The following is a 24561-nucleotide window of genomic DNA, read 5'->3' as shown; positions in this document are numbered from 1 at the left end:
TTTATTTTTCTACAGGATGTGCGGTTAAATTTTTATATATTGATACGGTAAATTACTGATGGCTTAATAATATATCAGGCAGCTGATGCTGCCTGATATAGCGTTTTTACGCTTTCGGTTTAAAGCGCAATAGCCGGTTGGCATTGCTTACGACGGTAATGGAAGACAGCGCCATTGCAGCGCCCGCTACTACCGGGTTTAACAAGGTACCGGTAAACGGCCACAGAATACCGGCGGCCACCGGGATACCAATGCTGTTGTAGATAAATGCGCCAAGCAGGTTTTGCTTCATATTGCGCAACGTCGCGCGCGAAATGGCCAGCGCATCCGCCACGCCCATCAGACTATGGCGCATCAGCGTAATCGCCGCGGTTTCAATCGCCACATCGCTGCCGCCGCCCATCGCGATACCGACGTCCGCCTGCGCCAGCGCGGGCGCATCGTTGATACCATCGCCGACCATCGCAACCTGACGACCCTGGCTTTGCAGACGTTTAATCGCATCGGCTTTGCCATCCGGCAGAACGCCCGCAATGACTTCGTCAATACCCGCTTCTTTGGCAATCGCGTTAGCCGTCGTTGGGTTATCCCCGGTGAGCATTACCAGACGGTATCCGGCGTTGTGCAGGCGTTCAAGCGCGGCAATACTATCGCTGCGCAATGGATCGCGTACCGCCAGTAACGCCGCCGCTTTACCGTCAATCGCCAGCAGGACCGGAGTCGAGCCTTGCGAGGCCTGCGCGGTGATTTCCGCCGTCATATCATCCGTGGCGACGTGCTGTTCGTTCAGCAACGCCTGGTTCCCCAGAAGCAGTTGATGGCCTTCCGCTTCACCGCTGACGCCCAGTCCGCGCAGAGTTCTGAAACCGTTCACCTGCGGCAGTTTATCGTCGCCGGCTTTTTCCAGAATCGCATGGGCCAGCGGGTGGCTGGAGCCTTGTTCGAGCGCGGCTGCCAGACGTAATGCCTGAGCTTCCTCAACGCCGTTAAAGGTTTTTACCGCCACCACTTGCGGCTTGCCTTCCGTCAGCGTCCCGGTTTTATCAAAAACGAGGGTATCCAACGTACTGGCGCGTTGCAGGGCATCGGCGTCGCGTACCAGCACGCCGAATTCGGCAGCGCGGCCTACACCCGAAATAATCGACATTGGCGTCGCCAGGCCTAATGCGCAAGGGCAGGCGATAATCAGTACGGTGGTGGCGATGACCAGCGTATAAACAATTTGCGGCGCCGGTCCGAAGAAATACCAGATAGCGGCGCTGAACAGCGCAATGGCCACGACGACGGGAACGAATACCGCGGAGATTTTATCGGCCAGTTGGCCAATTTCCGGTTTACTGCTTTGCGCCTGGCGTACCATGCGAATAATGCGTGACAGCGTGGTATGACTGCCCACCGCGCTGGCGCGGAACAGGACGCTGCCGTCCTGGACGACGGTGCCGGCATGAACGCTGTCGCCTTCGCCTTTTTGCTGCGGAATGGGTTCGCCGGTCAGCATGGCTTCATCAAGCCACGCTTCGCCCTGGGTAATTTCGCCATCCACCGGCACGCGATCGCCGGTAGTGAGCCGCAGTAGCATCCCTGGCTGAACGTCCGCCAGCGGGACGCTTTTTTCGCCGTCTTCTGTCACGACGCGTGCGGTGGGCGGGGTGAGATCGAGTAATTTTTCCAGCGCTTTTGAGGAACGCTGACGGGCGCGCGCTTCCAGCATGTGTCCGAGATTAATCAGACCGATAATCATCGCGCTGGCTTCGTAATAGAGGTGCCGTGCTTCCATCGGGAACCACTGCGGCCACAGGTTGACGCTCATGGAGTAGAGCCAGGCGACCCCGGTGCCGAGCGCCACCAGCGTATCCATCGTCGCCGTGCCGTTCAGCAGGCTTTTCCACGCGTTACGGTAAAAGTGACCGCCCGCAAAGACCATCACCGCAAGCGTGATCAGGCCAATAGCCAGCCACAGGCTGCGGTTGTCGCCGGTCACCATCATGTTATCGCCGATCATCCCCCAGACCATGACCGGTATACCGACCGCCAGGGCGACGATGGCCTGCCAGCGAAAACGTTTCATGGTGGCGATGGCGGTTTCCTGCTGGCGCTCGCGGCGTTTGATGTCATCTTCAATCGCCTCTGCGCCGTAGCCGGCTTTTTCCACCGCCTGCACTAAATCAGCGGCGGACGCGCTGCCCATCACCAGCGCAGTGCGTTCCGCCAGGTTTACCCGTGCCTGCGTGACGCCCGGTACGCTTTGTAGCGCATGTTGTACGCGGGTGACACAACTGGCGCAGCTCATGCCGCTTAACAGCAACTGTTGGCTTTCTTCATCGGCCGTCGCTACCGGAAGCTCATGAGGAACCGCTGCCAGTGCTTCCGACGGGATTGATGACTCTGTCAGCGGTTTAGCCTTTGGGTGGCTTAACGTCGCGCCATACCCGGCTTGTTTGATGGTTTCAATTAACGCATCCGCACTGGCGGTACCGGTAACGTGCGCTTCGGTTACGGTGACGTCCGCCAGCTCAACATCCGGACGTTGTTCAAGACTTTCTTTCACGCGTTTAACGCAATGACCGCAGGACAAACCGTCCAGGGTCAGGTCGATAGTTTGAGACATAGTAAAAACTCCTTTATGATTGGTCATCAATTCATTGACCTTAGTAATCGTAGTGACTCACTGTGATAAAGGTTAAACCTTCCAGCAAGGTTAAGGTCAAGGGGGAAATATGAATATTAGCGATGTGGCGAAAAAAACCGGTTTAACCAGCAAAGCCATTCGGTTTTATGAAGAGAAAGGGCTGGTGACGCCGCCATTACGTAGCGAAAATGGTTATCGCACCTACACGCAGAAGCATTTAAACGAGCTGACGTTGCTGCGACAGGCGAGGCAGGTGGGGTTTAATCTGGAAGAGTGTGGCGAACTGGTCAATCTGTTTAACGATCCGCGACGCCATAGCGCAGATGTGAAAAAGCGGACGCTGGAAAAGGTCGCAGAGATCGAGCGCCATATCAGCGAGCTGCAATCAATGCGCGATCAACTGCTGGCGCTGGCGGAGAGTTGTCCCGGCGATGACAGCGCCGACTGCCCGATTATTGATAATCTTTCCGGCTGCTGTCATCACAAGGCGCAAAAGCCACGTTGATTAAACGGCGCGAATGCGTAGGGTGATGCCTTCTACGGCGATCACTTCGACATGCGTACCTGCGCGCAGGTCTTCGTCAGCGCATACCGGCCACGAGCTGTCGCCGACACGCATATGACCCCGTCCGTTCACTAACGCGGCATCAAGCATAAACCGGCGGCCTACCAGTTGTTGTCCGCGTTGGTTAAGGCGGCTGTTGGTCGGCTTCTGTTCCCGCACGCGACGCGCCAGCCAGCGCCACCAAAGCCAGGCCGCCAGCAACGTTAAGGCCGCAAACAGCACGCCCTGCCATTCCCAGCCGAGCGGTAAGAGCCAGACGGTTAAGCCGGTAATCACTGCCGCCACGCCGCTCCACAGCAAATAGCCGTTACCGCCGAGCATTTCCGCAGCCAACAACAGGCCGCCGAGGCTAAGCCAGAAGATATGCGGATGCACCAGAATCATCGCTATCATGCTTTTTTCCGTTCGCTGGCGCTGTCCTTAACCAGCTCGCTGATCCCGGCGATAGCGCCCATCAGACTGCTGGCATCCAGCGGCATCATGACCACTTTGCTGTTATTCGCCGAGCCGATTTGCTGTAACGCTTCGGTGTATTTCTGCGCCACAAAGTAGTTTATCGCCTGAATATCCCCGGCGGCGATGGCTTCAGACACCATCTGCGTAGCGCGGGCTTCCGCTTCGGCGGAACGTTCGCGCGCTTCCGCCTGCAGGAAAGCGGACTGACGTTCGCCTTCGGCTTTCAGAATCTGCGACTGTTTTTCCCCCTCGGCTTTGAGGATTTCCGCCTGACGTACCCCTTCGGCCTCAAGGATATAGGCGCGTTTGGTACGTTCCGCTTTCATCTGGGCGTTCATAGAGGAGATCAATTCCGCGGGCGGGCGGACATCGCGAATTTCGATACGGGTAACTTTAATTCCCCACGGATTGGTGGCTTCATCGACAATATGTAGCAGCCGCGTGTTGATGCTGTCGCGCTGGGAGAGCATTTCATCCAGCTCCATCGAACCGAGCACCGTACGGATATTGGTCATGGTCAGGTTAATGATCGCCAGTTCCAGGTTACTGACTTCATAGGCGGCGCGCGGCGCATCGATAACCTGAATAAAACAGACCGCATCGATAGTGACGTTGGCGTTATCTTTTGAGATCACCTCCTGCGACGGAATATCCAGCACCTGCTCCATCATATTGATCTTGCGGCCAATTCTGTCCATAAACGGTACAACAAGGCTTAATCCCGGCTGCAGGGTTTTGGTGTAACGTCCAAAGCGCTCCACCGTCCACTGGTATCCCTGCGGAACGATTTTGACGCCCGCGCCGACGATCACCAGCGCGACGAAAATGAGAATAGGGATAAGAATGAGCATAGCTAAACCTCCTGTTGCGTTGTCCATAAACCGATTTTGCTGACGAATTAAGCGAATTATACCTGATTCAGTAAAGCATGTTCCCCCCTTATTAATTACAGGGATACACTATCGCTATAAAAATATGAACAACGGATGCGCAATAAATGACAGAACGTAGCATGTTGCTTGAGTTAAAGCAGGTCGGTTACCGGACTGCGACGACAAAAATAGTGAATAACATCAGTTTTACGCTGCAACGCGGCGAATTTAAGTTAATTACCGGTCCTTCTGGCTGCGGAAAAAGTACGTTGTTGAAAATGGTGGCCTCGTTAATAAGCCCTGATATCGGCGTGATTCTTTTTGAGGGGCAGGATATTACTACTCTGAGTCCGGAAGACTATCGCCAGCAGGTTTCTTATTGCGCTCAGACGCCAGCGCTATTTGGCGATACGGTTTACGATAACCTGATTTTTCCCTGGCAAATTCGCCATCAGCGCCCGCAGCCGACAGCCTTCGCAGACGATCTGGCGCGTTTTGAACTGCCGGAAACGATTCTGCAAAAACCGATTGCCGCGCTTTCCGGCGGGGAAAAACAGCGTATTGCTCTAATTCGTAATCTACAGTTTCTGCCGAAAATACTGTTACTCGACGAAATAACCAGCGCGCTGGATGAACATAACAAACGGAATGTGAATGATATTATTCATCGCTATGTTCGCGATAAGCAGGTCGCTGTCTTGTGGGTAACGCATGATAAAGATGAAATTCAACACGCGGATAAGGTGATAACGTTAACGCCATCTGCCGGAGAGATGCAGGAGGCGCGTTATGAACGAGCATAATATTACCAATACCTCGCTGGCGTTATCGATGCTGCTGGTGGTGGTCGCGATGCTCATCAGTCACAAGGAAAAGCTGGCGCTGGAAAAAGATATTCTGTGGAGCGTATGCCGGGCGGTGATACAGCTCATTATTGTCGGCTATGTACTGAAATACATCTTTGGCGTTAATCATGCCGCCCTGACGCTACTGATGGTGCTGTTCATCTGTTTTAACGCCGCCTGGAACGCGCAAAAGCGCAGTAAATATATCGATAAGGCATTTCTCTCCTCGTTTATCGCCATCACCGTCGGCGCCGGACTAACGCTGACGGTACTGGTGCTTACCGGTTCGATTGAATTTGCGCCGATGCAGGTGATTCCCATCGCTGGCATGGTCGCCGGTAATGCGATGGTAGCGGTAGGGCTGTGCTACAACCAACTGGGGCTACGTTTTCATAGCGAGCAGCAGCAAATACAGGAAAAGTTAAGTTTGGGCGCAACGCCGAAAATGGCCTCCACCGGGCTTATCCGCGATAGCATCCGCGCATCGCTTATCCCGACGATCGACTCGGCAAAGACCGTTGGGCTGGTGAGCCTGCCGGGGATGATGTCCGGGCTGATTTTTGCCGGGATCGATCCGGTAAAAGCGATTAAATATCAAATTATGGTAACGTTTATGCTGTTGTCGACAGCCAGCCTGTCTACCATCATTGCCTGCTATTTAACCTACCGGAAGTTCTATAATTCGCGTCATCAGTTGGTAGTGATGCCGCTCAAGAAATCATGATAGTTGCCGGATGATGGCGCAAGCGCCTTATCCGGCCTGAGGACGACAGGTAGGCCAGATAAGCGCGCCATCAGGCAAGAGAGGATTAATACAGTAGCGCGTACAACTGGCGGCGGTATTTCGACGCCAGCGCATCGCCGGTGCCGAGCGCGGCAAGGATCTCCTGGAAGGTTTTGCGCGTCTGTCCCTCGGCGGCGGCAAGATCTTTTCTCAGATGGCTGAACAGCAATTCCAGCGCTTCTTCATTACGTCCGACCTGGTGCAACTGCAACGCCAGTTGCGTTGCCAAAGCCGCATCCTGCGGATTCTCCGCGACTTGCTGCTGAAGTTGCTGAATTTCCGGCGTATCCGCCGCCTGTTTAAGCAGTTCGATCTGCGCAACCAGCCCCTGATAACGGGTATCCTGATCCTGTAGCGGTATAGTTTTTAACACCGCTTCGGCCTCTTCAGAGCGGTTCAGCGCAATTTGCGCTTCCGCCAGTAACAGGCCAATCTCACTGTTCTGCGAAGAGAGCTGCCAGGCGTCTTTGAGCAACGGCAGCGCGTCAATGTAGTTGCCCTCCTGCATTAACTGCATCGCTTGTTGCGCTTTTAGCTCTTCTTCACGCGGCAGTACTTTATCCAGCAGAGCGCGAATTGCCTCTTCCGGCTGCGGCCCCTGGAAACCATCGACCGGTTGGCCATTCTGGAACAGATAGACTGTCGGGATGGCGCGCAGCCCAAACTGAGCGGCGATCATCTGTTCGGCGTCGCAGTCCAGCTTTGCCAGAATAAACTGACCGTGGTACTGGGCAGCCAGACTTTCCAGCACTGGCGTTAATTGCAGACAGTGTTGGCTGCGTTCAGACCAGAAATAGAACAGTACCGGCGTGGTCATGGACTGTTCTAAGGTCTGCTGCAGGTTGGATTCATTAATATTGACAATGTTCTGTACGGACATGGCGTCGCTCTCTTTTGTCTGTGTCACGTTTACATGGGGGCTGACGGGCGCGCTTCAACTCAGCTTTGTAAAATTTTATCCAGCATCCGGCCCGGCAATATGCGTTTCAGCGCCATCACCGCCCAGGTGACCAGCGTAACGGGATAGCGCAGCCTGGGTTTATCGCTTGCAAAAGCATGACGTACTTTCGCTACTACCGCGTCAGGATCGCGGGTGAAACGTGCGGCGATGCCGGGATTTTCTACCGGTTTATCACGCTGCGTCTGGTTAACGTTATCGGTAAAACGGGTACGAATCGGCCCCGGTTCTATCAGGCTCACTTTAATGCCTGTGTGCCGTAGCTCCATACGTAGCGCGTCAGACCAGGCTTCGAGCGCATATTTGCTGGCGGCGTAAGCGCCGCGCCCTGGGGTGGAAATCAGCCCCATTACCGATGAGGTCATCACAATGCGTCCTTCGCCATGCGGCAACATGGCGGGAAGTAAGCGCATAGTAAGCTGATGCGCACCGAAGAAATTACTGGAAAACTGTTGCTCCATCTGCTCACGGCTGATGGTGGAAAGGGGGCCATATACGCCGTAGCCGGCATTGTTAAAGATCCCATACAGACGATTATCGGTCAGGGCGATCACTTCATCGGCGGCACGATCCACGCTTTCAGGGGAGTCGAGATCGATCAACACGCCGGTAAATCCCATACTGTTCATCCGGGCGACATCATCAGGTTTGCGGCAGCCCGCCAGGATTTGAAAGCCCTGGCGTTTAAGTTCAAGCGCGCTGTCCAGACCGATTCCGCTGGAACATCCTGTTATTAAGACCGATTTTTGCATAACTTTACCTGTCAGGATCTCCGTTGATTTAAGAGTCGTGTTTAACTATATCCGTCATACTTCAAGTTGCCTGTGCGTTCGTTTACTCCAGTCACATAGGTATCTGTGCTCCTGGAAATTCTCTTACGTGCCGCCTTCATGCAACTCGAATGATTCAGGAGAGAAAAGGGGTCAACTGCTTCGCCATCCAGTCAGCAATAAACGGCTGGGCGTCGCGGTTGGGATGAATACCGTCATCCTGCATCCACTGTGGTTTCAGATATACCTCTTCCATAAAAAACGGTAACAGAGGAATATCGAACTCTTTGGCGAGCTTAGGATAAATGGCGCTAAAGGATTCATTATAACGGCGACCGTAGTTAGCGGGCAGATGAATTTGCATCAGTAACGGTTGGGCATCGGCGGCTTTCACCGTCTGAATGATTTTACGTAGCGTCTGTTCGGTTTGCGCAGGCGCAAAACCGCGTAGGCCATCGTTGCCGCCAAGCTCCACCACTACCCAGCGCGGGTGATGCTGTTGCAACAGCGCCGGCAAACGCGCCAGTCCCTGCTGCGAGGTATCACCGCTTATACTGGCATTAACGACCGACGTTTTGTTTTGCCATTTATCATTAAGGAGCGACGGCCATGCCGCGCTGGCGGCCATACGGTAACCGGCGCTGAGGCTATCGCCCAGAATTAATAAGGTGTCTGCGGCGGCGGCACGGAAAGTTAACAGGATCAAAAACAGGAAGGGCAAATGCCAGCGGAAAACAGTGTTGAAGTTCATCGTCTCAGGAAGTCCGTCGGTCAGGGTGAGCATGAGCTTTCCATCCTTACCGGAGTTGAACTGGTTGTCAAACGCGGCGAAACCATTGCGCTGATTGGCGAATCAGGATCGGGAAAATCTACGCTGCTGGCGATTCTCGCCGGACTGGATGACGGCAGTAGCGGAGAGGTCAGACTGGTCGGGAAACCGCTTCACCAGATGGACGAAGAGGCGCGGGCGCAGCTTCGCGCTCAGCATGTCGGTTTTGTTTTTCAATCCTTCATGCTTATTCCTACGCTTAACGCGCTGGAAAACGTTGAGCTACCGGCCCTGCTACGCGGTGAAAACAGCGGTCAGAGTAAGGCGGGGGCGAAAGCGCTGCTCGAACAACTGGGACTGGGAAAACGGCTTGACCACCTTCCGGCACAGCTTTCCGGCGGCGAACAGCAGCGCGTAGCGCTGGCGCGCGCGTTTAACGGGCGTCCTGATGTGCTGTTTGCCGATGAGCCGACGGGCAACCTTGACCGTCAGACCGGAGATAAAATCGCCGACCTGCTATTTTCGCTTAACCGCGAGCACGGCACCACGCTGATTCTGGTGACGCACGACCCGGCGCTGGCGGCGCGCTGCGACCGGCGGCTGCGGTTGGTCAACGGTCAGTTACAGGAGGAGGCATGATAGCTCGCTGGTTCTGGCGCGAATGGCGCTCGCCGTCGCTGATTATTGTCTGGCTGGCGTTGAGTCTGGCGGTGGCCTGCGTACTAGCGCTCGGCAGTATCAGCGACCGGATGGAAAAAGGGTTAAGTCAGCAAAGCCGCGAGTTTATGGCAGGCGATCGGACGCTGCAAAGTTCGCGGGAGGTACCGAAAGCCTGGCTTGAAGAGGCGCGTAAACGCGGCCTTAACGTGGGCGAGCAGTTAACCTTTGCGACCATGACGTTTGCCGGCGATACGCCGCAACTGGCCAGCGTGAAGGCGGTAGATAGCGTTTATCCGATGTACGGCGAATTGCAAACCTGTCCTGACGGAGTGAAACCGCAGCCGGGTAGCGTACTGCTGGCGCCGCGTCTGATGGCGCTGCTTAATTTGAAAACGGGCGATACCATTGATGTCGGCGACGTGACCTTGCGTATTGCCGGTGAAGTGGTGCAGGAGCCGGATTCCGGATTTAACCCTTTTCAGATGGCGCCGCGTCTGATGATGAATATGGCCGATGTGGCAAAAACCGGTGCGATACAGCCGGGGAGCCGCGTGATGTGGCGGTATAAATTCGGCGGAACGCCGCAACAGCTTACTGGCTATGAAAGCTGGCTGTTACCGCAGCTTAAACCGGAACATCGCTGGTACGGACTGGAGCAGGATGACGGGGCATTGGGGAAATCGCTCGAACGTTCGCAGCAGTTTTTGCTGCTTTCGGCGTTATTAACGCTACTGCTGGCGGTAGCTGCCGTCGCGGTGGCGATGAGCCATTACTGCCGTAGCCGCTACGATCTGGTGGCGATTTTAAAAACGTTGGGCGCGGGCCGGGCCCAGTTGCGTAAACTTATTATCGGACAGTGGTTGATGGTGCTGGGGCTTTCCGCCGTCACGGGAGGCGCGATTGGGTTACTGTTTGAAAACATATTGCTGGTGCTGCTAAAACCGGTACTGCCCGCCGATTTGCCGCCCGCCAGCCTGTGGCCCTGGCTGTGGGCGCTGGGCGCGATGACGGTCATCTCTCTGCTGGTCGGTTTACGGCCTTATCGATTGTTGCTGGCGACCCAGCCGCTACGGGTGCTGCGCCGCGATGTTGTCGCTCGCGTCTGGCCGTTAAAAATTTATTTGCCTGTCGCCTGCGCCGTCGTGGTGGCGCTGCTCGCCGGATTGATGGGCGGAAGTATGCTGTTGTGGGCGGTTCTGGCGGGCGCCGTGATACTGGCGCTGCTGTGCGGTCTGGTGGGCTGGATGCTGCTTAACGTGCTGCGCGGCATGACGTTGACGTCGCTACCGCTGCGTCTGGCCGTCAGCCGACTTCTGCGTCAGCCGTGGTCAACGTTGAGTCAGCTTTCGGCGTTTTCGCTTTCGTTTATGCTGCTGGCGCTCTTGCTGGTGCTGCGCGGCGACCTCCTTGATCGCTGGCAACAGCAGCTCCCGCCGGAAAGTCCGAACTATTTCCTTATCAATATTGCTTCAGAACAGGTTGCGCCGCTGAAAGCCTTTTTGGCAGAACATCAGGTGATTCCGCAGACGTTTTATCCGATTGTGCGGGCGCGGTTAACCAGGATAAACGGTAATCCGACGGAAGGTCAGCAGGATGAGTCGCTCAACCGTGAACTGAATTTGACCTGGCAGGATACGCGCCCGGCGCATAATCCGCTGGTCGCCGGTCACTGGCCGCCAAAACCGGGCGAAGTCTCTATGGAAGAGGGGCTGGCGAAGCGGCTGAACGTCAAACTCGGCGATAGCGTAACCTTTATGGGCGATACCCAGGCATTTAGCGCTAAAGTCACCAGCCTGCGTCAAGTGGACTGGGAAAGCCTGCGGCCCAACTTTTTCTTCATTTTTCCTTCCGGGGCGCTGGACGGGCAACCGCAAAGCTGGTTGACCAGTTTTCGCTGGGAGAATGGCAACGGCATGTTAACGCAGCTTAACCGCGAGTTTCCTACCGTCAGCCTGTTAGATATCGGGGCGATCCTGAAACAGGTGGGACAGGTGCTGGAGCAGGTCAGTCGGGCGCTGGAGGTGATGGTTGTGCTAGTCACCCTCTGCGGCATGTTGCTATTACTGGCCCAGGTACAGGTCGGGATGCGTCAGCGCCATCAGGAGCTGGTGGTGTGGCGCACATTAGGAGCCGGAAAGAAACTGTTGCGTACCACACTCTGGTGCGAATTCGCCATGCTGGGGTTAGTTGCCGGGCTGGTCGCCGCGATTGGCGCGGAGACGGCGCTGGCGATCTTACAAATCAACGTTTTTGATTTCCCCTGGGAGCCGGACTGGCGTTTATGGGTCGCACTGCCGTTTTGCGGCGCGCTGCTGCTTTCCGTATGCGGCGGCTGGCTTGGCGTTCGTTTGCTGAAAGGCAAAGCGCTATTCCGACAGTTTAGCGGATGATTCATGATGTGAATAATTTCGCGCCGGTTTTTAAAACGGCGCGTACTTTATTTAGTCGCACAAATTGCTAACTCCTTGATTTTTAGTAGCACAAATCATTAAAAAATACACAACACGTAAGGTTTTATAACGGTTATTATTTGCCTGCTAAATGATTTGGATTGGCTATCTATCAAGGAAAATATAATGACAATTAAAATAACAGCGTTGGCGGCATCGATCGGCGCGGCAATGGCTTTCATGCCTTTCGCCACTCAGGCGGAAATCACCGTTTTAAAACAAGATCCCCAGGCGGGTAATCCACTCAGCCGACTCAATTTCACCGTTGGCGGGAGTATTCGTCCGCAGTTCCAGAATATGACCGGCAATGACGGCGCGAACGGTTATAAACGTAATGGTTTTGATGGCGGGACGCGTTTCCGCTTCGCCGCGGATTATTATCTGTTTGATGATATCAGTTGGATTAGCTATTACGAGCTGGGCGTCAATATCCCTGCGGTATTTGACTGGGATAACCATTATGCGAAGGGCGCGACTGATACCACTCGCCGTATGCTGTATACCGGCTTCAAGAGCGCGACGTGGGGAACGCTGACCTTCGGTCAACAGAACAGCATTTATTACGATGTGGTGGGCGTAAAAACCGATATCTGGGATTACGACATGATAGGTCAGGCGCCGGGCAACGGGATTAACGGCGACTACGATGGTTCTTACCGCACGCGTAAGTCATTGAAGTATAAGAAAAGCATTGGCAATGTCGATCTCTACGCGTCTTATCTGTTCAGCGACGATTATAATGCCAATAACGGCCTGAATTACAAACGTAAAGGCGGCGGTTCTTTAGGCGCGGATTACCATCTCACCGACGATCTGACCTGGGGGACGGCATGGAACTATACCCGTGCGGAGATGCGCGGCAACGGCAATAAAACTTACGATCAAAATATTGTCGGTACCGCGTTAAGCTGGACGCCGGAAAACTGGACTATCGCCGCAGGCGGCGGTTGGTATCAGAACTTTATGACGACCAAAAAAGTATCTGTGAATGATTACTTTGCCGGCGATGCGTGGGGTCTGGAATATTTTGTCGGTTACGCTTTCCCGATTGGTCAGTATGCCGTGAAAGCTATTCAACCGTACTTTATGGGCGACCGCATTGAATATGTGAATGGCCGCGACTATCTGCGTACCGATAACGGCGTGGGGATCACCTTCCAACTGGATTATGGTTTCCGCGTTGATTATGAACATGTTTTCACCTCCAGCACTGACAATCTGGGCGATATGAACCTGGTGCGTCTGCGTTACGATTTCTAAAGCGTTTTCCTGTGCCGGATGCTGGCGTTAAGACCTCTTATCCGGCATTTCCCTTTACGCCATTCCCGCCTGACACACGCCTGAGCGCCTGCCTCGTACATTTAACGACACACCAGGAAACATCATGAAATAATTTCAAGGACAGCAGGCTGTGATCTGTGTCATGTTAAGAAATAGCCTTTCGTTTGGGCCAAAACAGACGATGCCGCATGAACGGCATCCGGCACAGCATCACACTATTTAAAATGGAGAAATTATGGGATTGCGTCAGAGTTTACGCATTGCGGCCAGCACGCTATTACTGGCCTGCGGATTACAGTTTGCCCATGCCGATAGTTCCCCGCAAACGATCGTATTTGGCGTCGCGCCAGGGCCGTATGGCGACATGGTGAAGCAGGCGATTGCGCCGACATTAAAAGAAAAAGGGTATAAGGTCGTGGTGCGCGAGTTTAGCGACTATGTCCAGCCCAATATGGCGTTAGCTAACGGCAGCATCGACGCCAACCTCTTTCAACATACCCTCTATTTTGACAAATTCACCGCTGACAAAGGGCTGAAGCTCAGCAAACTTATTGTGGTACCGACCGCTGGGATGGGCTTCTATTCACGTAAAATCAACAGTCTGGATGCGCTTAAAAAAGGGGACATTATTACTCTCTCCAACGATCCGACTAACCTGGCGCGCGGCCTTCGCTTCCTGCAATCGTTGGGGCTCATCACGATTAAGGACAATATCGATCCGACCAAAGCCTCTGAACGAGATATCGCCAGCAATCCAAAAGGACTGGTTTTCAAACCGCTGGAAGCCGCACAGCTACCGCGCACGCTGGATGGCGTGACCGGCGCGCTGGTTAACGGGAACTTTGCGGTGGCGGCAGGACTGGATCTCTCCAGCGCGATTAAGCAGGAACACCTGGATGAGAATCTGAAAAATATCATTGCGGTACGCAGTGAAGATGCCGATAAGCCGTTTGCCAAAGATATTGTCGAGGCGGTGAAATCGCCGGCTTATCGCGCGGTCATCGACGATCCAAAGAATATTTATAGCGCCTTCCAGAAACCGGAATGGATGACCGCGACACCCTGATCGCAGCGGTAGCCATCCCCAATTTCTGAGGTGAATATGATTGAAATAGAAAAAGTCTGCGTCGATTTTACCGCCGGTCGCGGTACCCCCACGCGCGCGGTGGATGATGTGAGCCTGCATATCGCCGCGGGCGAGATTTTTGGCATTGTCGGTACCAGCGGCGCAGGAAAAAGCACTCTGCTGCGTACCCTGAACGCCTTAACGCGTCCCAGCCAGGGGCGCGTCAACGTCAACGGCGTGGAAATTTCGGCGCTGGACGGAAAAGCGTTACGTCAGGCGCGGCAGCGTATTGGTATGATTTTCCAGCATTTTAACTTAATGCATACCCGGACAGTGGCGCAAAACGTTGCGTTTAGCCTGAAAGCGGCTGGCTGGGAACGCAGCAAAATCGCGCCACGGGTGGCGGAAATTTTAACGCTGGTGGGCCTTGCCGATAAAGCGAACCGTTTTCCGGTACAGCTCAGCGGCGGGCAAAAACAGCGGGTGGGGATAGCGCGCGCTATCGCTAACCATCCGGATGTGTTGTTGTGTGACGAACCAACTTCCGCTCTGGATCTGGAAACTTCCGCCACGATTCTGGCTCTGCTCAGACAGATCAACGCACAGCTCGGGATTACTATTGTGCTGATCACCCATGAAATGAACGTGATCAAATCTATTTGCGATCGCGTGGCGGTGATGTCGGGCGGTAAGGTTGTGGAATCGGGCGAGGTGTTTGATGTGTTTGCCCACCCGCAACACGCTTTCACACAGCAACTGGTGTCTCATACCCTTAATTTGACCCTGCCGGAACGTTTACGGGAACACCTGCCCGGGCAGTTGCTGAAAATTTTGTTTATCGGCGATTCGGCGGAGCAGCCGGTACTGTCGGAGGTGGCGATCAAGTTTGGCGTCGCGGTCAATATCCTGCATGGCAAGATTGAGTATATCGGCGAACGCGCGTTGGGCATTCTGGTGGTGCAATTAACCGCGCCGCATAATCCAACGGCGGTGGCCGCCGCCGTGGAGCATATCCGTCAACGTACTGCACAGGTGGAGGTGATCCGTGGATGATTTATTGCCGGATTTAACGCTGGCGTTCAATGAAACTTTCCAGATGTTGAGTATTTCAACGGTGCTGGCGATTCTTGGCGGTCTACCGCTCGGTTTTCTGATTTTTGTCACCGATCGTCATCTGTTCTGGCAGAACCGTTTTATTTATCTCGTCGCCTCGGTTCTGGTGAATATTATCCGCTCGGTGCCATTTGTTATTTTACTGGTGCTGTTACTGCCGCTAACGCAGCTTTTGCTGGGCAATACCATTGGCCCGATTGCAGCCTCCGTCCCGCTGTCGGTGGCCGCAATCGCGTTTTATGCACGCCTGGTAGATAGCGCGCTCCGTGAAGTCGATAAAGGGATTATTGAGGCGGCGCTGGCATTCGGCGCTAGTCCGATGCGTATTATCTGTACCGTACTGTTGCCGGAAGCCAGCGCAGGGCTGCTGCGCGGCCTGACGATTACATTGGTAAGCTTAATCGGCTACTCGGCGATGGCCGGGATTGTCGGCGGCGGCGGGGTAGGCGACCTGGCGATTCGCTATGGCTACTACCGTTACGAAACCGAAGTGATGGTTGTTACCGTGGTGGCGTTGATTGTGCTGGTTCAGGTCGTTCAGATGCTGGGCGACTGGCTGGCAAAACGTGCCGACAAGCGCGACAGACACTAAGCCGGCGTCAGCCGGCAATAAAAGTAAGCTATTGCGCTTTTAGCCAGTTGGCAACGTCTTGCCATGGGCCGCGAAAAACGATATTCGCGGCTTTTTTCTCCAGTTGATAGCGATACATTGGGTCGTAATATTCGTTAAGTAGCGGAACCAGCCATGCCATATGGCCGTCGGTGCTGCCGCTGGATAATTGCTCTGCCAGCGCCCTATCCAGCGTGTCCGTCAGTTCGGCAAAGCGTTGCAACCCCAGACGGCGGCGAATAGCGAACAGTCCATGATGAAGATATTCACTATACGCCTGCCAACCGGCTTCATCGTCGTAGGCGTGGGTGAAGTCGTGATGCATACGGATGAAATACTCTTCACGCAGTCGTTCCAGACGAAGCGCAAACGGATCTTCCACTACCGCAATGGGGGCCTGCGCCATTCTTTCGCGTAAACACTCAGGCAGATGGTTGGCGCCGATCGTTCGCCCTTCATCTTCCAGTACCCACCTTTTTAGCGTCTGACGCGCGTTAATTTTCAGCAATTCAACGGCAAGTTTGTTTTCAAAACTGGCCTGGCTGAGCTGGGGGTTCAGCGTGCGGCCAAAAGAGGAGCCGCGATGACGCGCAAGACCTTCCAGATCCACGCCGTTGGGCTGTTGTCGCACCAGTTGCGTTTTGCCGCTGCCCGTACAGCCGCCAATTAAAAGTATCGGTTTTTGCGCCAGTTGCCAGGTCGCCTGAATTGCTGTCTGGCGCAGCGCTTTATAGCCGCCTTCAATAAGCGGGCAGTCAATCCCTGTTTCTTGCAGCCAACGTTGTACGATATGTGACCGCTGACCGCCGCGCGCGCAGCACAGATACCCGTTGGGGAAACGTTGATACGCGGCTTTCCAGGCCTCAAGCCGCTGCTGGCGAATGTCGCCGCAAACCAGCCGATGCCCCAACGCTAACGCCGCATCCGCGCCCTGACGTTTGTAGCAGGTGCCGACGGCGGCTCGCTCGTCATCCATCATCAATGGCAGGTTGATAGCGCCCGGCATGGCGCCCTGTTCAAACTCAATCGGCGCGCGTACATCAATTAAAGGCGTATCGGCAAGGAGGATCGCGCGATAGTCCTGTGCTTTTTGTCTGTCTTGCATAACGTAAAACGTAACCTCAAATCATCCCTTGCGTTATTTTACGCGCCAATTCGCAAAGTGGCTTGATTTTTAACAGCGTACGGTATTGAAAATGGATAAAAAACCGGCTATTTCGGGTTGCCGTTGGGTAAATAATTTCACAATGTCTTCTACCGCTTTGCCTCCGCCAAATTTATGCCAGGCGAGGCTTAACGGTGAGGGCGGACGCATCGTAGGGATGGTACAGCTTACCAGTTCGTTTTTGTCGATCAGCGTTTGACAAAGCGGCTGCGGGACAAAACCGATACCGACGCCTGCCAGATGAGCGGCGATTTTGGTTTCCATATCAGGCACGATAATTTCCTTCTGCCCCGGAAGGCGCCAGGCTACCCGCTTGGTCAGCGTACGTGCGCTGTCTTCGATATTAATTGCCGGGAAACGGCGCAACTGCGCTTCTGTTAGAGGCCCGCTGACGTGAGCTAAAGGATGATCCGCAGACATCACAAAACGCCATTGTACGGAACCTAAAGGGTCGAGCATAAAGGTATTAGCCAACGGCTCGGTGCCAGTTACGCCAATCGCCAGCGAAAAACCTTCATACAGGAGCGAATCCCAGACGCCCATATAAATTTGCCGGGAAAAGTGAAACTGAGTGAAAGGGTAACGCGCATTAAGCCACGATAAGAGACTGGCGACCGCTTGCGGGCTATAGAGCAGGTTATTCACCACAATATTGACCTGACGCTCTACGCCGTCGTTAACCTGGCGTAGCTCGTCAGGCATGCTGTCCAGCCACGCAAGCCAGTCTTTTGCCTGAGAGAGAAGGTGAGAGCCCGCCGCCGTCAACGAGACGCTTCGCGTTGTGCGAAAGAACAGCCCTACGCCGGTATTTTCCTCCAACAGTTTGATGCGGTAGCTAATGGTTGCCGTGGTTTTACACAGGCGCTCCGCCGCTTTGGAGAAACTCCCCGTTTCGGCAACGCTGATAAAGGTACGCAGTGTTTCCGGGTCAAACATCGTCAGACGCCTCCTTACGATCCTGATAAAACCAGAATTGTTTTCCTATGATTTTTAAGTAGTTTTACATAATAGCCATGTTTGATTTGTGGTCTAAATCTACTTTTGGAAAAATATTCCAACTTTTATGTTGATGTTAAATCCCGAAGGTTTTAGATTGCATGGTATTGAAACCGGACAGAGTCCAAACCGCGGTTAAACGGAATCGAGCTACAAGGGAAAAATAATGAAACTTGAGGTATTACCGTTAGATCAGAAGACGTTCAGCGCCTATGGCGATGTTATTGAGACGCAGGAACGTGACTTTTTTCATATAAACAACGGGTTAGTTGAGCGATATCACGACCTGGCGAAGGTTGAAGTTCTGGAGCAGGATCGCACGCTGATCAGTATTAACAGGGCGCAACCGGCCGCGATGCCTATTGTGGTACATGAACTGGAACGTCATCCTTTAGGTACGCAGGCGTTTGTGCCGATGAACGGCGAGGCTTTTGTCGTTATTGTCGCGCTCGGCGATGATAAACCCGATCTCTCCACGCTGCGGGCGTTTATTAGCAATGGACGGCAGGGCGTCAATTATCACCGTAATGTATGGCATCACCCGCTGTTTGCATGGCAGACGGTTACCGATTTTCTGACGGTGGATCGCGGTGGCAGCGATAACTGTGATGTTGAAAGTATCCCGACACATGAACTCTGTTTTGCGTGACGCTATTGGCCTTCTTGCATAAGATGAACATATTGTTCATTGTTTATGCTCATATTTTGGGCCGGAGTTAACGTAAATATGACGGAAGTAAGACGACGCGGCAGGCCAGGACAGGCAGAGCCGACTGCGCAGAAAGGCGCTCAGGCGCTGGAGAGGGGCATAGCGATATTGCAATATCTCGAAAGAAGCGGCGGCAGTTCATCAGTTAGCGATATTTCCGGCAGCCTGGATTTACCGCTTTCTACGACGTTTCGCCTGTTAAAGGTACTGCAAGCGGCTGATTTTGTGTACCAGGATAGCCAGCTTGGCTGGTGGCATATTGGTTTAGGCGTATTTAATGTGGGCTCTGCGTATATTCATAATCGCGATGTCCTCTCGGTGGCCGGACCCTTTATGCACCGACTTATGCTGCTTTCTGGCGAGACGGTCAACGTAGCGATTCGCAACGGTAATGAAGCGGTGTTAATCGGTCAAAAGGAGTGCAAATCGATGGTCAGAATGTGCGCGCCCTTAGGGAGTCGTCTGCCGTTACATGCTTCCGGCGCCGGAAAAGCGCTGCTTTACCCGCTCACCGAAGAAGAGCTGGTGGGGATCGTCGTCAATACCGGTTTGCGGCGGTTTACGCCGACCACTCTGGTGGATTTACCTATCCTGCTTAAAAATCTGGAGCAGGCGCGTGAACAGGGCTACACCGTCGACCAGGAAGAACATGTTGTCGGGCTGAATTGTATCGCCTCCGCTATCTATGACGATGCGGGCAGCGTGGTCGCCGCTATCTCAATATCGGGACCGGCTTCCCGGCTGACGGAAGATCGCTTTATCAGCCAGGGTGAACTGGTACGGGATACCGCGAAAGACATCAGTACGGCGCTTGGGCTAAAACCCCCTGTAGCCTGAGCCGCATCCCGCTCGCTGGAGCGGGACTTTTTTAAAATTTTTAAAAGTTGGAAACTTTTTCCAATAAAAAGAGGTAGCAATAAAATGGCAAAAATGAGAGCCGTGGATGCGGCAATGTATGTGCTGGAAAAAGAAGGTATCACCACAGCATTCGGCGTTCCTGGGGCTGCAATCAACCCCTTCTATTCTGCAATGCGTAAGCATGGAGGCATTCGCCATATACTGGCGCGTCATGTGGAAGGCGCTTCACATATGGCTGAGGGCTACACACGTGCGGCGGCAGGTAATATTGGGGTTTGCCTGGGCACTTCCGGCCCGGCGGGAACCGACATGATCACCGCGCTCTATTCCGCTTCTGCCGACTCTATCCCGATTTTATGCATTACTGGTCAGGCGCCACGAGCGCGTCTGCACAAGGAAGATTTCCAGGCAGTCGATATTGAAGCGATTGCAAAACCAGTCAGCAAGATGGCAGTGACGGTTCGTGAGGCGGCGCTGGTGCCGCGCGTATTACAGCAGGCTTTTCATCTGATGCGCTCAGGCCGCCCAGGTCCTGTGCTGGTTGATTTACCGTTTGATGTCCAGGTTGCGGAAATCGAATTCGATCCGGATATGTATGAGCCGCTGCCGGTATATAAGCCAGCCGCCAGCCGCGTACAGATTGAAAAGGCGCTGGAGATGCTGATTCAGTCCGAGCGTCCGGTAATTGTCGCGGGCGGCGGGGTTATTAACGCCGACGCCGCGCCACTGCTGCAGCAGTTTGCCGAACTGACCAGCGTACCGGTGATCCCTACTCTGATGGGCTGGGGCTGTATCCCGGACGATCACCCCTTAATGGCGGGGATGGTCGGCCTGCAAACGGCGCATCGCTACGGCAACGCCACTCTGCTGGCATCTGATATGGTTTTTGGCATCGGTAACCGTTTCGCCAACCGTCATACGGGGTCCGTTGAGAAATATACTCAGGGGCGAAAAATCATCCATATCGATATTGAACCGACGCAAATTGGCCGCGTGTTGTGCCCGGATCTGGGCATCGTTTCGGACGCCAAAGCGGCGCTAACGTTGCTGATCGATGTCGCGCAGGAGATGCAAAAGGCGGGGCGTTTGCCATGCCGGAAGACCTGGGTGGACGAATGCCAGCAGCGTAAACGGACTTTGCTGCGTAAAACCCACTTTGACAACGTGCCAGTGAAGCCGCAGCGCGTCTATGAAGAGATGAACAAAACCTTTGGTCGCGATGTGTGCTATGTCACCACCATTGGATTGTCGCAAATCGCGGCAGCGCAGATGCTGCATGTGTTTAAAGACAGACACTGGATCAACTGCGGCCAGGCGGGGCCTCTTGGCTGGACAATCCCGGCGGCATTAGGGGTTTGTGCTGCCGATCCGCAACGCAATGTGGTGGCGATTTCCGGCGATTTCGACTTCCAGTTCCTGATTGAAGAGTTAGCCGTCGGCGCGCAGTTTAACATTCCGTATATCCATGTGCTGGTTAACAACGCTTATCTTGGTCTGATTCGCCAGTCGCAACGCGCATTTGACATGGACTACTGCGTACAGCTCGCCTTTGAAAATATCAACTCCAGCGAAGTGAATGGCTATGGCGTTGACCATGTAAAAGTGGCGGAAGGGTTAGGCTGTAAAGCAATTCGTGTCTTTAAACCGGAAGATATTGCGCCTGCATTTGAACAAGCCAAAGCGCTAATGGCGCAATATCGCGTTCCGGTGGTGGTGGAAGTCATTCTGGAACGCGTAACCAATATTTCCATGGGCAGCGAACTGGATAACGTAACCGAGTTTGAAGAGGTTGCGGATAGTGCGAAAGATGCGCCAACAGAAACCTGTTTTATGAAATATGAGTAAGGGAGGTAATCGATGTTACGTTTCTCTGCCAATCTTTCTATGCTGTTTACGGAATATGATTTCCTGGAACGCTTTGATAAAGCGGCGTTGTCGGGATTTCGCGGCGTGGAATTCATGTTTCCCTACGATAACGACATCGAAGTGTTAAAACGTAAGCTCAGGGATAATAATCTGGAACATACGTTACATAATTTACCTGCTGGCGACTGGGCGGCTGGCGAACGTGGAATTGCCTGTATTCCTGGGCGCGAAGAAGAGTTTCGCGATGGCGTAGCGGCCGCAATCCGCTATGCACGTGCGTTAGGCAATAAGAAAATAAATTGTCTGGTGGGTAAAACGCCGTCAGGATTCTCCGCAACGGAGATCCACGACACGTTGGTTGAAAACCTGCGCTATGCGGCAAATATGCTGGCGAAAGAAGACATTTTATTACTTATCGAACCTATTAATCACTTTGATATGCCGGGATTCCATCTCACCGGCACTCAACAGGCGTTAGCATTAATTAAGGATATCGGCAGTGATAATATCAAAATTCAGTATGATATTTATCACATGCAACGCATGGAAGGGGAATTAACGCAAACCATGACGGCATGGGCCGATAAAATAGGCCATTTACAGATTGCTGATAACCCGCGTCGCGGCGAGCCGGGGACCGGGGAAATCAATTATGACTTTATTTTTAATGTCATTAAACAGTCTGATTATGATGGCTGGGTTGGCTGTGAATATAAACCACTGACTACCACGGAAGCGGGATTATCGTGGATTAATCAGTACCGTTAAAACGCAGAATAATTCGGGCAGCGCTTTTTTTTCCACTGTGTTGGAAGGGGATTGTGTTGCCTGAATCTGGAAACACCGAAAGCAATAAAAGAGGTTGTATATGAAACTGGGATTTATTGGCCTGGGAATTATGGGCTCGCCAATGGCTATCAATTTGGCACGCGCCGGTCATCAATTACACGTTACGACTATTGGTCCGGTCGCGGACGAACTGCTCTCGCTGGGGGCGGTAAATGTTGAGACTGCACGTCAGGTAACTGAATTTGCAGACATCATCTTCATAATGGTGCCGGATACGCCGCAGGTTGAAGACGTGTTATTTGGCGAACACGGTTGCGCCAAAACATCGCTTCAGGGAAAAACCATCGTCGATATGAGTTCTATTTCTCCTATCGAAACCAAACGTTTTGCCCAGCGCGTTAATGAAATGGGCGCTGATTACCTGGATGCCCCGGTTTCCGGGGGAGAAATCGGGGCGCGTGAAGGCACTCTGTCGATTATGGTCGGCGGCGAGCAGAAAGTCTTTGACCGCGTTAAACCGCTCTTTGACATCCTGGGAAAAAATATCACCCTGGTGGGCGGCAATGGGGATGGGCAAACCTGTAAGGTGGCTAACCAAATTATTGTTGCGCTGAATATTGAAGCGGTTTCTGAAGCCTTAGTGTTTGCTTCAAAAGCAGGCGCCGATCCGGTACGCGTGCGCCAGGCGTTAATGGGCGGGTTCGCCTCTTCACGCATTCTGGAAGTTCACGGCGAGCGCATGATCAACCGGACGTTCGAGCCTGGTTTCAAAATCGCGCTTCATCAGAAAGACCTTAATCTTGCATTGCAAAGCGCAAAAGCGCTGGCGCTGAATTTACCGAATACGGCGACCTGCCAGGAATTATTCAATACCTGTGCGGCAAATGGCGGGAGCCAGCTTGATCATTCGGCAATGGTACAGGCGCTGGAATTAATGGCCAATCATAAATTGTCCTAATTATGTGTATCGCTGCGGCTGCAGCGATACCTGTTCACAAGGAACACTCTGTAAAGGTGAAGAACATGAGTGAAACTAAAAAATCCGGGATTGATTACTGGAAACAAATTGTTGTCGTAATGAGTCTGGGCTGGGTAGCGATTTGGATCTATCGCACCGTGCTTACGCCAATTTATCCAGAAATTCAGGCATCTTTAGACAATGTAAGTAATGCAGAAATAGGCGCCATTGCAAGTTTTTACTTTTTTGCTTACTGCAGTATGCAAATCCCTTGCGGAATATTGGTCGATAAATTCGGTCAAAAAATCATGCTGATGGCCGGATTTACGCTTTTTATTATTGGTACACTCTGTATCGCGAAAGCCAATGGCCTGACCATGATCTATATAGGGTCGCTAATGGCAGGTGGCGGATGCGCTTCTTTCTTTAGCTCGGCTTATTCACTCTCTTCGGCAAACGTGCCGCAGGCCCGTCGGGCATTAGCCAACGCGATTATCAACAGCGGGTCGGCTATAGGGATGGGGATTGGCTTAATCGGTTCCAGCGTATTAGTAAAAAACATGAGCATGGCCTGGCAGAATGTACTGTATATCGTGGCCGCGATATTAGTAATCATGCTGTGCGTTTTTACGCTGGTCATTCGTGGTAAAGCCAAAAGCGACTCTGCGCAAGCGGAAAAGCAAACCCAAACCGTTATGGAAGATGAGAAACGCGCGCCTTTATTCTCTGGTTTATTGTGTAGCGTTTACTTCCTCTATTTCTGTACCTGCTACGGTTATTATTTGATAGTGACCTGGCTGCCCTCTTATCTACAGACTGAAAGAGGATTTGATGGCGGAGCTATCGGGCTGGCATCAGCGCTGGTGGCGGTAGTTGGCGTACCGGGGGCGTTATTTTTTAGCCATCTGTCAGATAAATTTTGTAACAGTAAAGTTAAGGTTATTCTCGGTCTGGAAATTGTGGCGGCAGCAATGTTGGCGTTTACGGTTTTGTCCCCGAATACCACGATGCTGATGGTCAGCCTGACGCTATACGGCTTGCTGGGGAAAATGGCGGTAGACCCGATCCTGATCTCCTTTGTATCTGAACAGGCTTCGGCAAAAAGTCTGGGAAGAGCTTTCAGCCTTTTTAACTTCTTTGGCATGAGTTCAGCGGTTGTCGCCCCAACGTTGACCGGATTTATTTCGGATGTAACGGGGTCGAAAGAGATCAGTTTTGTGATTTCAGCATGTTTAGTGGTCACCGGAACGCTGATCTTTGCTGTCGTCACTTTATATAAAAAGAAAGCAACGCAACGTATTGCTTCAGCTTAAAAATAATTATATCTACTAATTCTTTATTTTATATTTATTTGTTCCTCATAGCTAAACCCATAACAACGTTATCCGATGC

At 53.1% G+C, this 24561-nt stretch carries 23 protein-coding genes; 15 read left to right on the top strand and 8 right to left on the bottom strand.

Annotated features, from left to right (window positions below):
- Window positions 1-106: 106 nt before the first annotated feature.
- Window positions 107-2608: a copper-exporting P-type ATPase CopA gene (gene copA, locus ACLJRS_RS12595; RefSeq protein WP_000083913.1), complete on the bottom strand. Its 2502-nt coding sequence runs from the start codon at window positions 2606-2608 to the stop codon at window positions 107-109.
- Between the two features lie 109 nt (window positions 2609-2717).
- On the opposite strand from copA, the gene cueR reads away from it, so the two are divergent.
- Complete coding sequence (gene cueR, locus ACLJRS_RS12590; RefSeq protein WP_001026760.1) at window positions 2718-3134, top strand: Cu(I)-responsive transcriptional regulator; 417 nt, start codon at window positions 2718-2720, stop codon at window positions 3132-3134.
- Here the strand turns inward: cueR and ACLJRS_RS12585 are convergent, their stop codons facing one another.
- On the bottom strand, window positions 3135-3587 hold the full coding sequence (locus ACLJRS_RS12585; RefSeq protein WP_000561179.1) for an NfeD family protein: 453 nt from the start codon (window positions 3585-3587) through the stop codon (window positions 3135-3137).
- Window positions 3584-4501 carry an SPFH domain-containing protein gene (locus tag ACLJRS_RS12580; protein ID WP_000906146.1) on the bottom strand — a complete coding sequence of 306 codons (918 nt, stop codon included), beginning with the start codon at window positions 4499-4501 and terminating at the stop codon, window positions 3584-3586. The genes ACLJRS_RS12585 and ACLJRS_RS12580 overlap by 4 nt, the downstream gene beginning before the upstream one ends.
- A 146-nt stretch (window positions 4502-4647) precedes the next feature.
- Between ACLJRS_RS12580 and fetA the strand changes: the two genes are divergently transcribed.
- Complete coding sequence (fetA, locus tag ACLJRS_RS12575) at window positions 4648-5325, top strand: iron efflux ABC transporter ATP-binding subunit FetA (protein WP_000140197.1); 678 nt, start codon at window positions 4648-4650, stop codon at window positions 5323-5325.
- Window positions 5312-6091, top strand: a complete 780-nt coding sequence (fetB, locus tag ACLJRS_RS12570; protein ID WP_001002132.1) for an iron efflux ABC transporter permease subunit FetB — start codon at window positions 5312-5314, stop codon at window positions 6089-6091. Before fetA ends, fetB begins: the two co-directional genes overlap by 14 nt.
- A gap of 85 nt (window positions 6092-6176) precedes the next feature.
- Here fetB and cnoX read toward each other — a convergent pair whose 3' ends face one another.
- The 3 genes from cnoX to tesA form a co-directional block, all read right to left on the bottom strand.
- Window positions 6177-7031, bottom strand: a complete 855-nt coding sequence (cnoX, locus tag ACLJRS_RS12565) for a chaperedoxin (RefSeq protein WP_000116060.1) — start codon at window positions 7029-7031, stop codon at window positions 6177-6179.
- A 59-nt stretch (window positions 7032-7090) separates the two neighbouring features.
- Window positions 7091-7861, bottom strand: a complete 771-nt coding sequence (locus ACLJRS_RS12560) for an SDR family oxidoreductase (protein WP_001172802.1) — start codon at window positions 7859-7861, stop codon at window positions 7091-7093.
- Window positions 7862-8015: 154 nt separating this feature from the next.
- The gene (tesA, locus tag ACLJRS_RS12555; RefSeq protein ID WP_001010574.1) at window positions 8016-8630 is read right to left on the bottom strand and encodes a multifunctional acyl-CoA thioesterase I/protease I/lysophospholipase L1; all 615 of its coding nucleotides are present in this window, start codon (window positions 8628-8630) and stop codon (window positions 8016-8018) included.
- Between tesA and ybbA the strand changes: the two genes are divergently transcribed.
- The 6 genes from ybbA (at window position 8601) to ACLJRS_RS12525 (ending at window position 15810) form a co-directional block, all read left to right on the top strand.
- Window positions 8601-9287: a putative ABC transporter ATP-binding protein YbbA gene (ybbA, locus tag ACLJRS_RS12550; protein ID WP_001110589.1), complete on the top strand. Its 687-nt coding sequence runs from the start codon at window positions 8601-8603 to the stop codon at window positions 9285-9287. The genes tesA and ybbA overlap by 30 nt on opposite strands.
- Window positions 9284-11698, top strand: coding sequence for a putative ABC transporter permease subunit YbbP (gene ybbP / locus ACLJRS_RS12545; RefSeq protein ID WP_000561759.1), 2415 nt, complete (start codon window positions 9284-9286; stop codon window positions 11696-11698). The genes ybbA and ybbP overlap by 4 nt, the downstream gene beginning before the upstream one ends.
- A 186-nt stretch (window positions 11699-11884) precedes the next feature.
- On the top strand, window positions 11885-13018 hold the full coding sequence (locus tag ACLJRS_RS12540; protein ID WP_000152862.1) for a porin: 1134 nt from the start codon (window positions 11885-11887) through the stop codon (window positions 13016-13018).
- 256 nt (window positions 13019-13274) lie between these two features.
- The gene (locus tag ACLJRS_RS12535; protein ID WP_000524317.1) at window positions 13275-14105 is read left to right on the top strand and encodes a MetQ/NlpA family ABC transporter substrate-binding protein; all 831 of its coding nucleotides are present in this window, start codon (window positions 13275-13277) and stop codon (window positions 14103-14105) included.
- A 36-nt stretch (window positions 14106-14141) separates the two neighbouring features.
- A complete protein-coding gene (gene sfbB, locus ACLJRS_RS12530; RefSeq protein WP_000569660.1) occupies window positions 14142-15158 on the top strand; it encodes a virulence-associated ABC transporter ATP-binding protein SfbB in 1017 nt (338 codons plus the stop codon).
- Window positions 15151-15810 carry a methionine ABC transporter permease gene (locus ACLJRS_RS12525; protein WP_000342247.1) on the top strand — a complete coding sequence of 220 codons (660 nt, stop codon included), beginning with the start codon at window positions 15151-15153 and terminating at the stop codon, window positions 15808-15810. The genes sfbB and ACLJRS_RS12525 overlap by 8 nt, the downstream gene beginning before the upstream one ends.
- 28 nt (window positions 15811-15838) lie before the next feature.
- Here the strand turns inward: ACLJRS_RS12525 and mnmH are convergent, their stop codons facing one another.
- Window positions 15839-16933, bottom strand: coding sequence for a tRNA 2-selenouridine(34) synthase MnmH (gene mnmH / locus ACLJRS_RS12520; protein ID WP_001154061.1), 1095 nt, complete (start codon window positions 16931-16933; stop codon window positions 15839-15841).
- Between the two features lie 69 nt (window positions 16934-17002).
- Window positions 17003-17929, bottom strand: coding sequence for an HTH-type transcriptional activator AllS (gene allS / locus ACLJRS_RS12515; protein WP_000460169.1), 927 nt, complete (start codon window positions 17927-17929; stop codon window positions 17003-17005).
- A 226-nt stretch (window positions 17930-18155) separates the two neighbouring features.
- On the opposite strand from allS, the gene allA reads away from it, so the two are divergent.
- The 6 genes from allA to ACLJRS_RS12485 all read left to right on the top strand — a co-directional run bounded on the left by allA (window position 18156) and on the right by ACLJRS_RS12485 (window position 24482).
- Window positions 18156-18638 carry an ureidoglycolate lyase gene (gene allA, locus ACLJRS_RS12510; RefSeq protein WP_000764659.1) on the top strand — a complete coding sequence of 161 codons (483 nt, stop codon included), beginning with the start codon at window positions 18156-18158 and terminating at the stop codon, window positions 18636-18638.
- Window positions 18639-18716: 78 nt separating this feature from the next.
- Complete coding sequence (gene allR / locus ACLJRS_RS12505; protein ID WP_000141265.1) at window positions 18717-19535, top strand: HTH-type transcriptional repressor AllR; 819 nt, start codon at window positions 18717-18719, stop codon at window positions 19533-19535.
- Between the two features lie 84 nt (window positions 19536-19619).
- Complete coding sequence (gcl, locus tag ACLJRS_RS12500; RefSeq protein ID WP_410957823.1) at window positions 19620-21401, top strand: glyoxylate carboligase; 1782 nt, start codon at window positions 19620-19622, stop codon at window positions 21399-21401.
- A 12-nt stretch (window positions 21402-21413) separates the two neighbouring features.
- Window positions 21414-22190, top strand: a complete 777-nt coding sequence (gene gip, locus ACLJRS_RS12495; protein ID WP_000943590.1) for a hydroxypyruvate isomerase Gip — start codon at window positions 21414-21416, stop codon at window positions 22188-22190.
- A gap of 100 nt (window positions 22191-22290) precedes the next feature.
- On the top strand, window positions 22291-23169 hold the full coding sequence (gene glxR / locus ACLJRS_RS12490) for a 2-hydroxy-3-oxopropionate reductase (RefSeq protein ID WP_000765810.1): 879 nt from the start codon (window positions 22291-22293) through the stop codon (window positions 23167-23169).
- 65 nt (window positions 23170-23234) lie between these two features.
- Window positions 23235-24482: an MFS transporter gene (locus ACLJRS_RS12485; RefSeq protein ID WP_000005073.1), complete on the top strand. Its 1248-nt coding sequence runs from the start codon at window positions 23235-23237 to the stop codon at window positions 24480-24482.
- Window positions 24483-24561 lie beyond the last annotated feature (79 nt).

The organism is Salmonella sp. SAL00670, from assembly GCF_046552235.1.
In the GTDB taxonomy this organism is placed as follows: Bacteria; Pseudomonadota; Gammaproteobacteria; order Enterobacterales; family Enterobacteriaceae; genus Salmonella; species Salmonella enterica.
This window is presented reverse-complemented; position numbering and strand designations above follow the sequence as displayed.

Bases quoted from the DNA above. Each gene is read 5' to 3' on its own strand.
- ACLJRS_RS12485 (WP_000005073.1), top strand. From the start codon at position 23,235: ATGAGTGAAACTAAAAAATCCGGGATTGATTACTGGAAACAAATTGTT.
- ybbA (WP_001110589.1), top strand. From the start codon at position 8,601: ATGCCAGCGGAAAACAGTGTTGAAGTTCATCGTCTCAGGAAGTCCGTC.
- sfbB (WP_000569660.1), top strand. From the start codon at position 14,142: ATGATTGAAATAGAAAAAGTCTGCGTCGATTTTACCGCCGGTCGCGGT.
- copA (WP_000083913.1), bottom strand. From the start codon at position 2,608: ATGTCTCAAACTATCGACCTGACCCTGGACGGTTTGTCCTGCGGTCAT.
- ACLJRS_RS12580 (WP_000906146.1), bottom strand. From the start codon at position 4,501: ATGCTCATTCTTATCCCTATTCTCATTTTCGTCGCGCTGGTGATCGTC.
- mnmH (WP_001154061.1), bottom strand. From the start codon at position 16,933: ATGCAAGACAGACAAAAAGCACAGGACTATCGCGCGATCCTCCTTGCC.
- cueR (WP_001026760.1), top strand. From the start codon at position 2,718: ATGAATATTAGCGATGTGGCGAAAAAAACCGGTTTAACCAGCAAAGCC.
- ACLJRS_RS12540 (WP_000152862.1), top strand. From the start codon at position 11,885: ATGACAATTAAAATAACAGCGTTGGCGGCATCGATCGGCGCGGCAATG.
- ACLJRS_RS12535 (WP_000524317.1), top strand. From the start codon at position 13,275: ATGGGATTGCGTCAGAGTTTACGCATTGCGGCCAGCACGCTATTACTG.
- gip (WP_000943590.1), top strand. From the start codon at position 21,414: ATGTTACGTTTCTCTGCCAATCTTTCTATGCTGTTTACGGAATATGAT.
- cnoX (WP_000116060.1), bottom strand. From the start codon at position 7,031: ATGTCCGTACAGAACATTGTCAATATTAATGAATCCAACCTGCAGCAG.
- ACLJRS_RS12585 (WP_000561179.1), bottom strand. From the start codon at position 3,587: ATGATAGCGATGATTCTGGTGCATCCGCATATCTTCTGGCTTAGCCTC.
- fetA (WP_000140197.1), top strand. From the start codon at position 4,648: ATGACAGAACGTAGCATGTTGCTTGAGTTAAAGCAGGTCGGTTACCGG.
- gcl (WP_410957823.1), top strand. From the start codon at position 19,620: ATGGCAAAAATGAGAGCCGTGGATGCGGCAATGTATGTGCTGGAAAAA.
- tesA (WP_001010574.1), bottom strand. From the start codon at position 8,630: ATGAACTTCAACACTGTTTTCCGCTGGCATTTGCCCTTCCTGTTTTTG.
- fetB (WP_001002132.1), top strand. From the start codon at position 5,312: ATGAACGAGCATAATATTACCAATACCTCGCTGGCGTTATCGATGCTG.
- ACLJRS_RS12560 (WP_001172802.1), bottom strand. From the start codon at position 7,861: ATGCAAAAATCGGTCTTAATAACAGGATGTTCCAGCGGAATCGGTCTG.
- ybbP (WP_000561759.1), top strand. From the start codon at position 9,284: ATGATAGCTCGCTGGTTCTGGCGCGAATGGCGCTCGCCGTCGCTGATT.
- allR (WP_000141265.1), top strand. From the start codon at position 18,717: ATGACGGAAGTAAGACGACGCGGCAGGCCAGGACAGGCAGAGCCGACT.
- allA (WP_000764659.1), top strand. From the start codon at position 18,156: ATGAAACTTGAGGTATTACCGTTAGATCAGAAGACGTTCAGCGCCTAT.
- allS (WP_000460169.1), bottom strand. From the start codon at position 17,929: ATGTTTGACCCGGAAACACTGCGTACCTTTATCAGCGTTGCCGAAACG.
- glxR (WP_000765810.1), top strand. From the start codon at position 22,291: ATGAAACTGGGATTTATTGGCCTGGGAATTATGGGCTCGCCAATGGCT.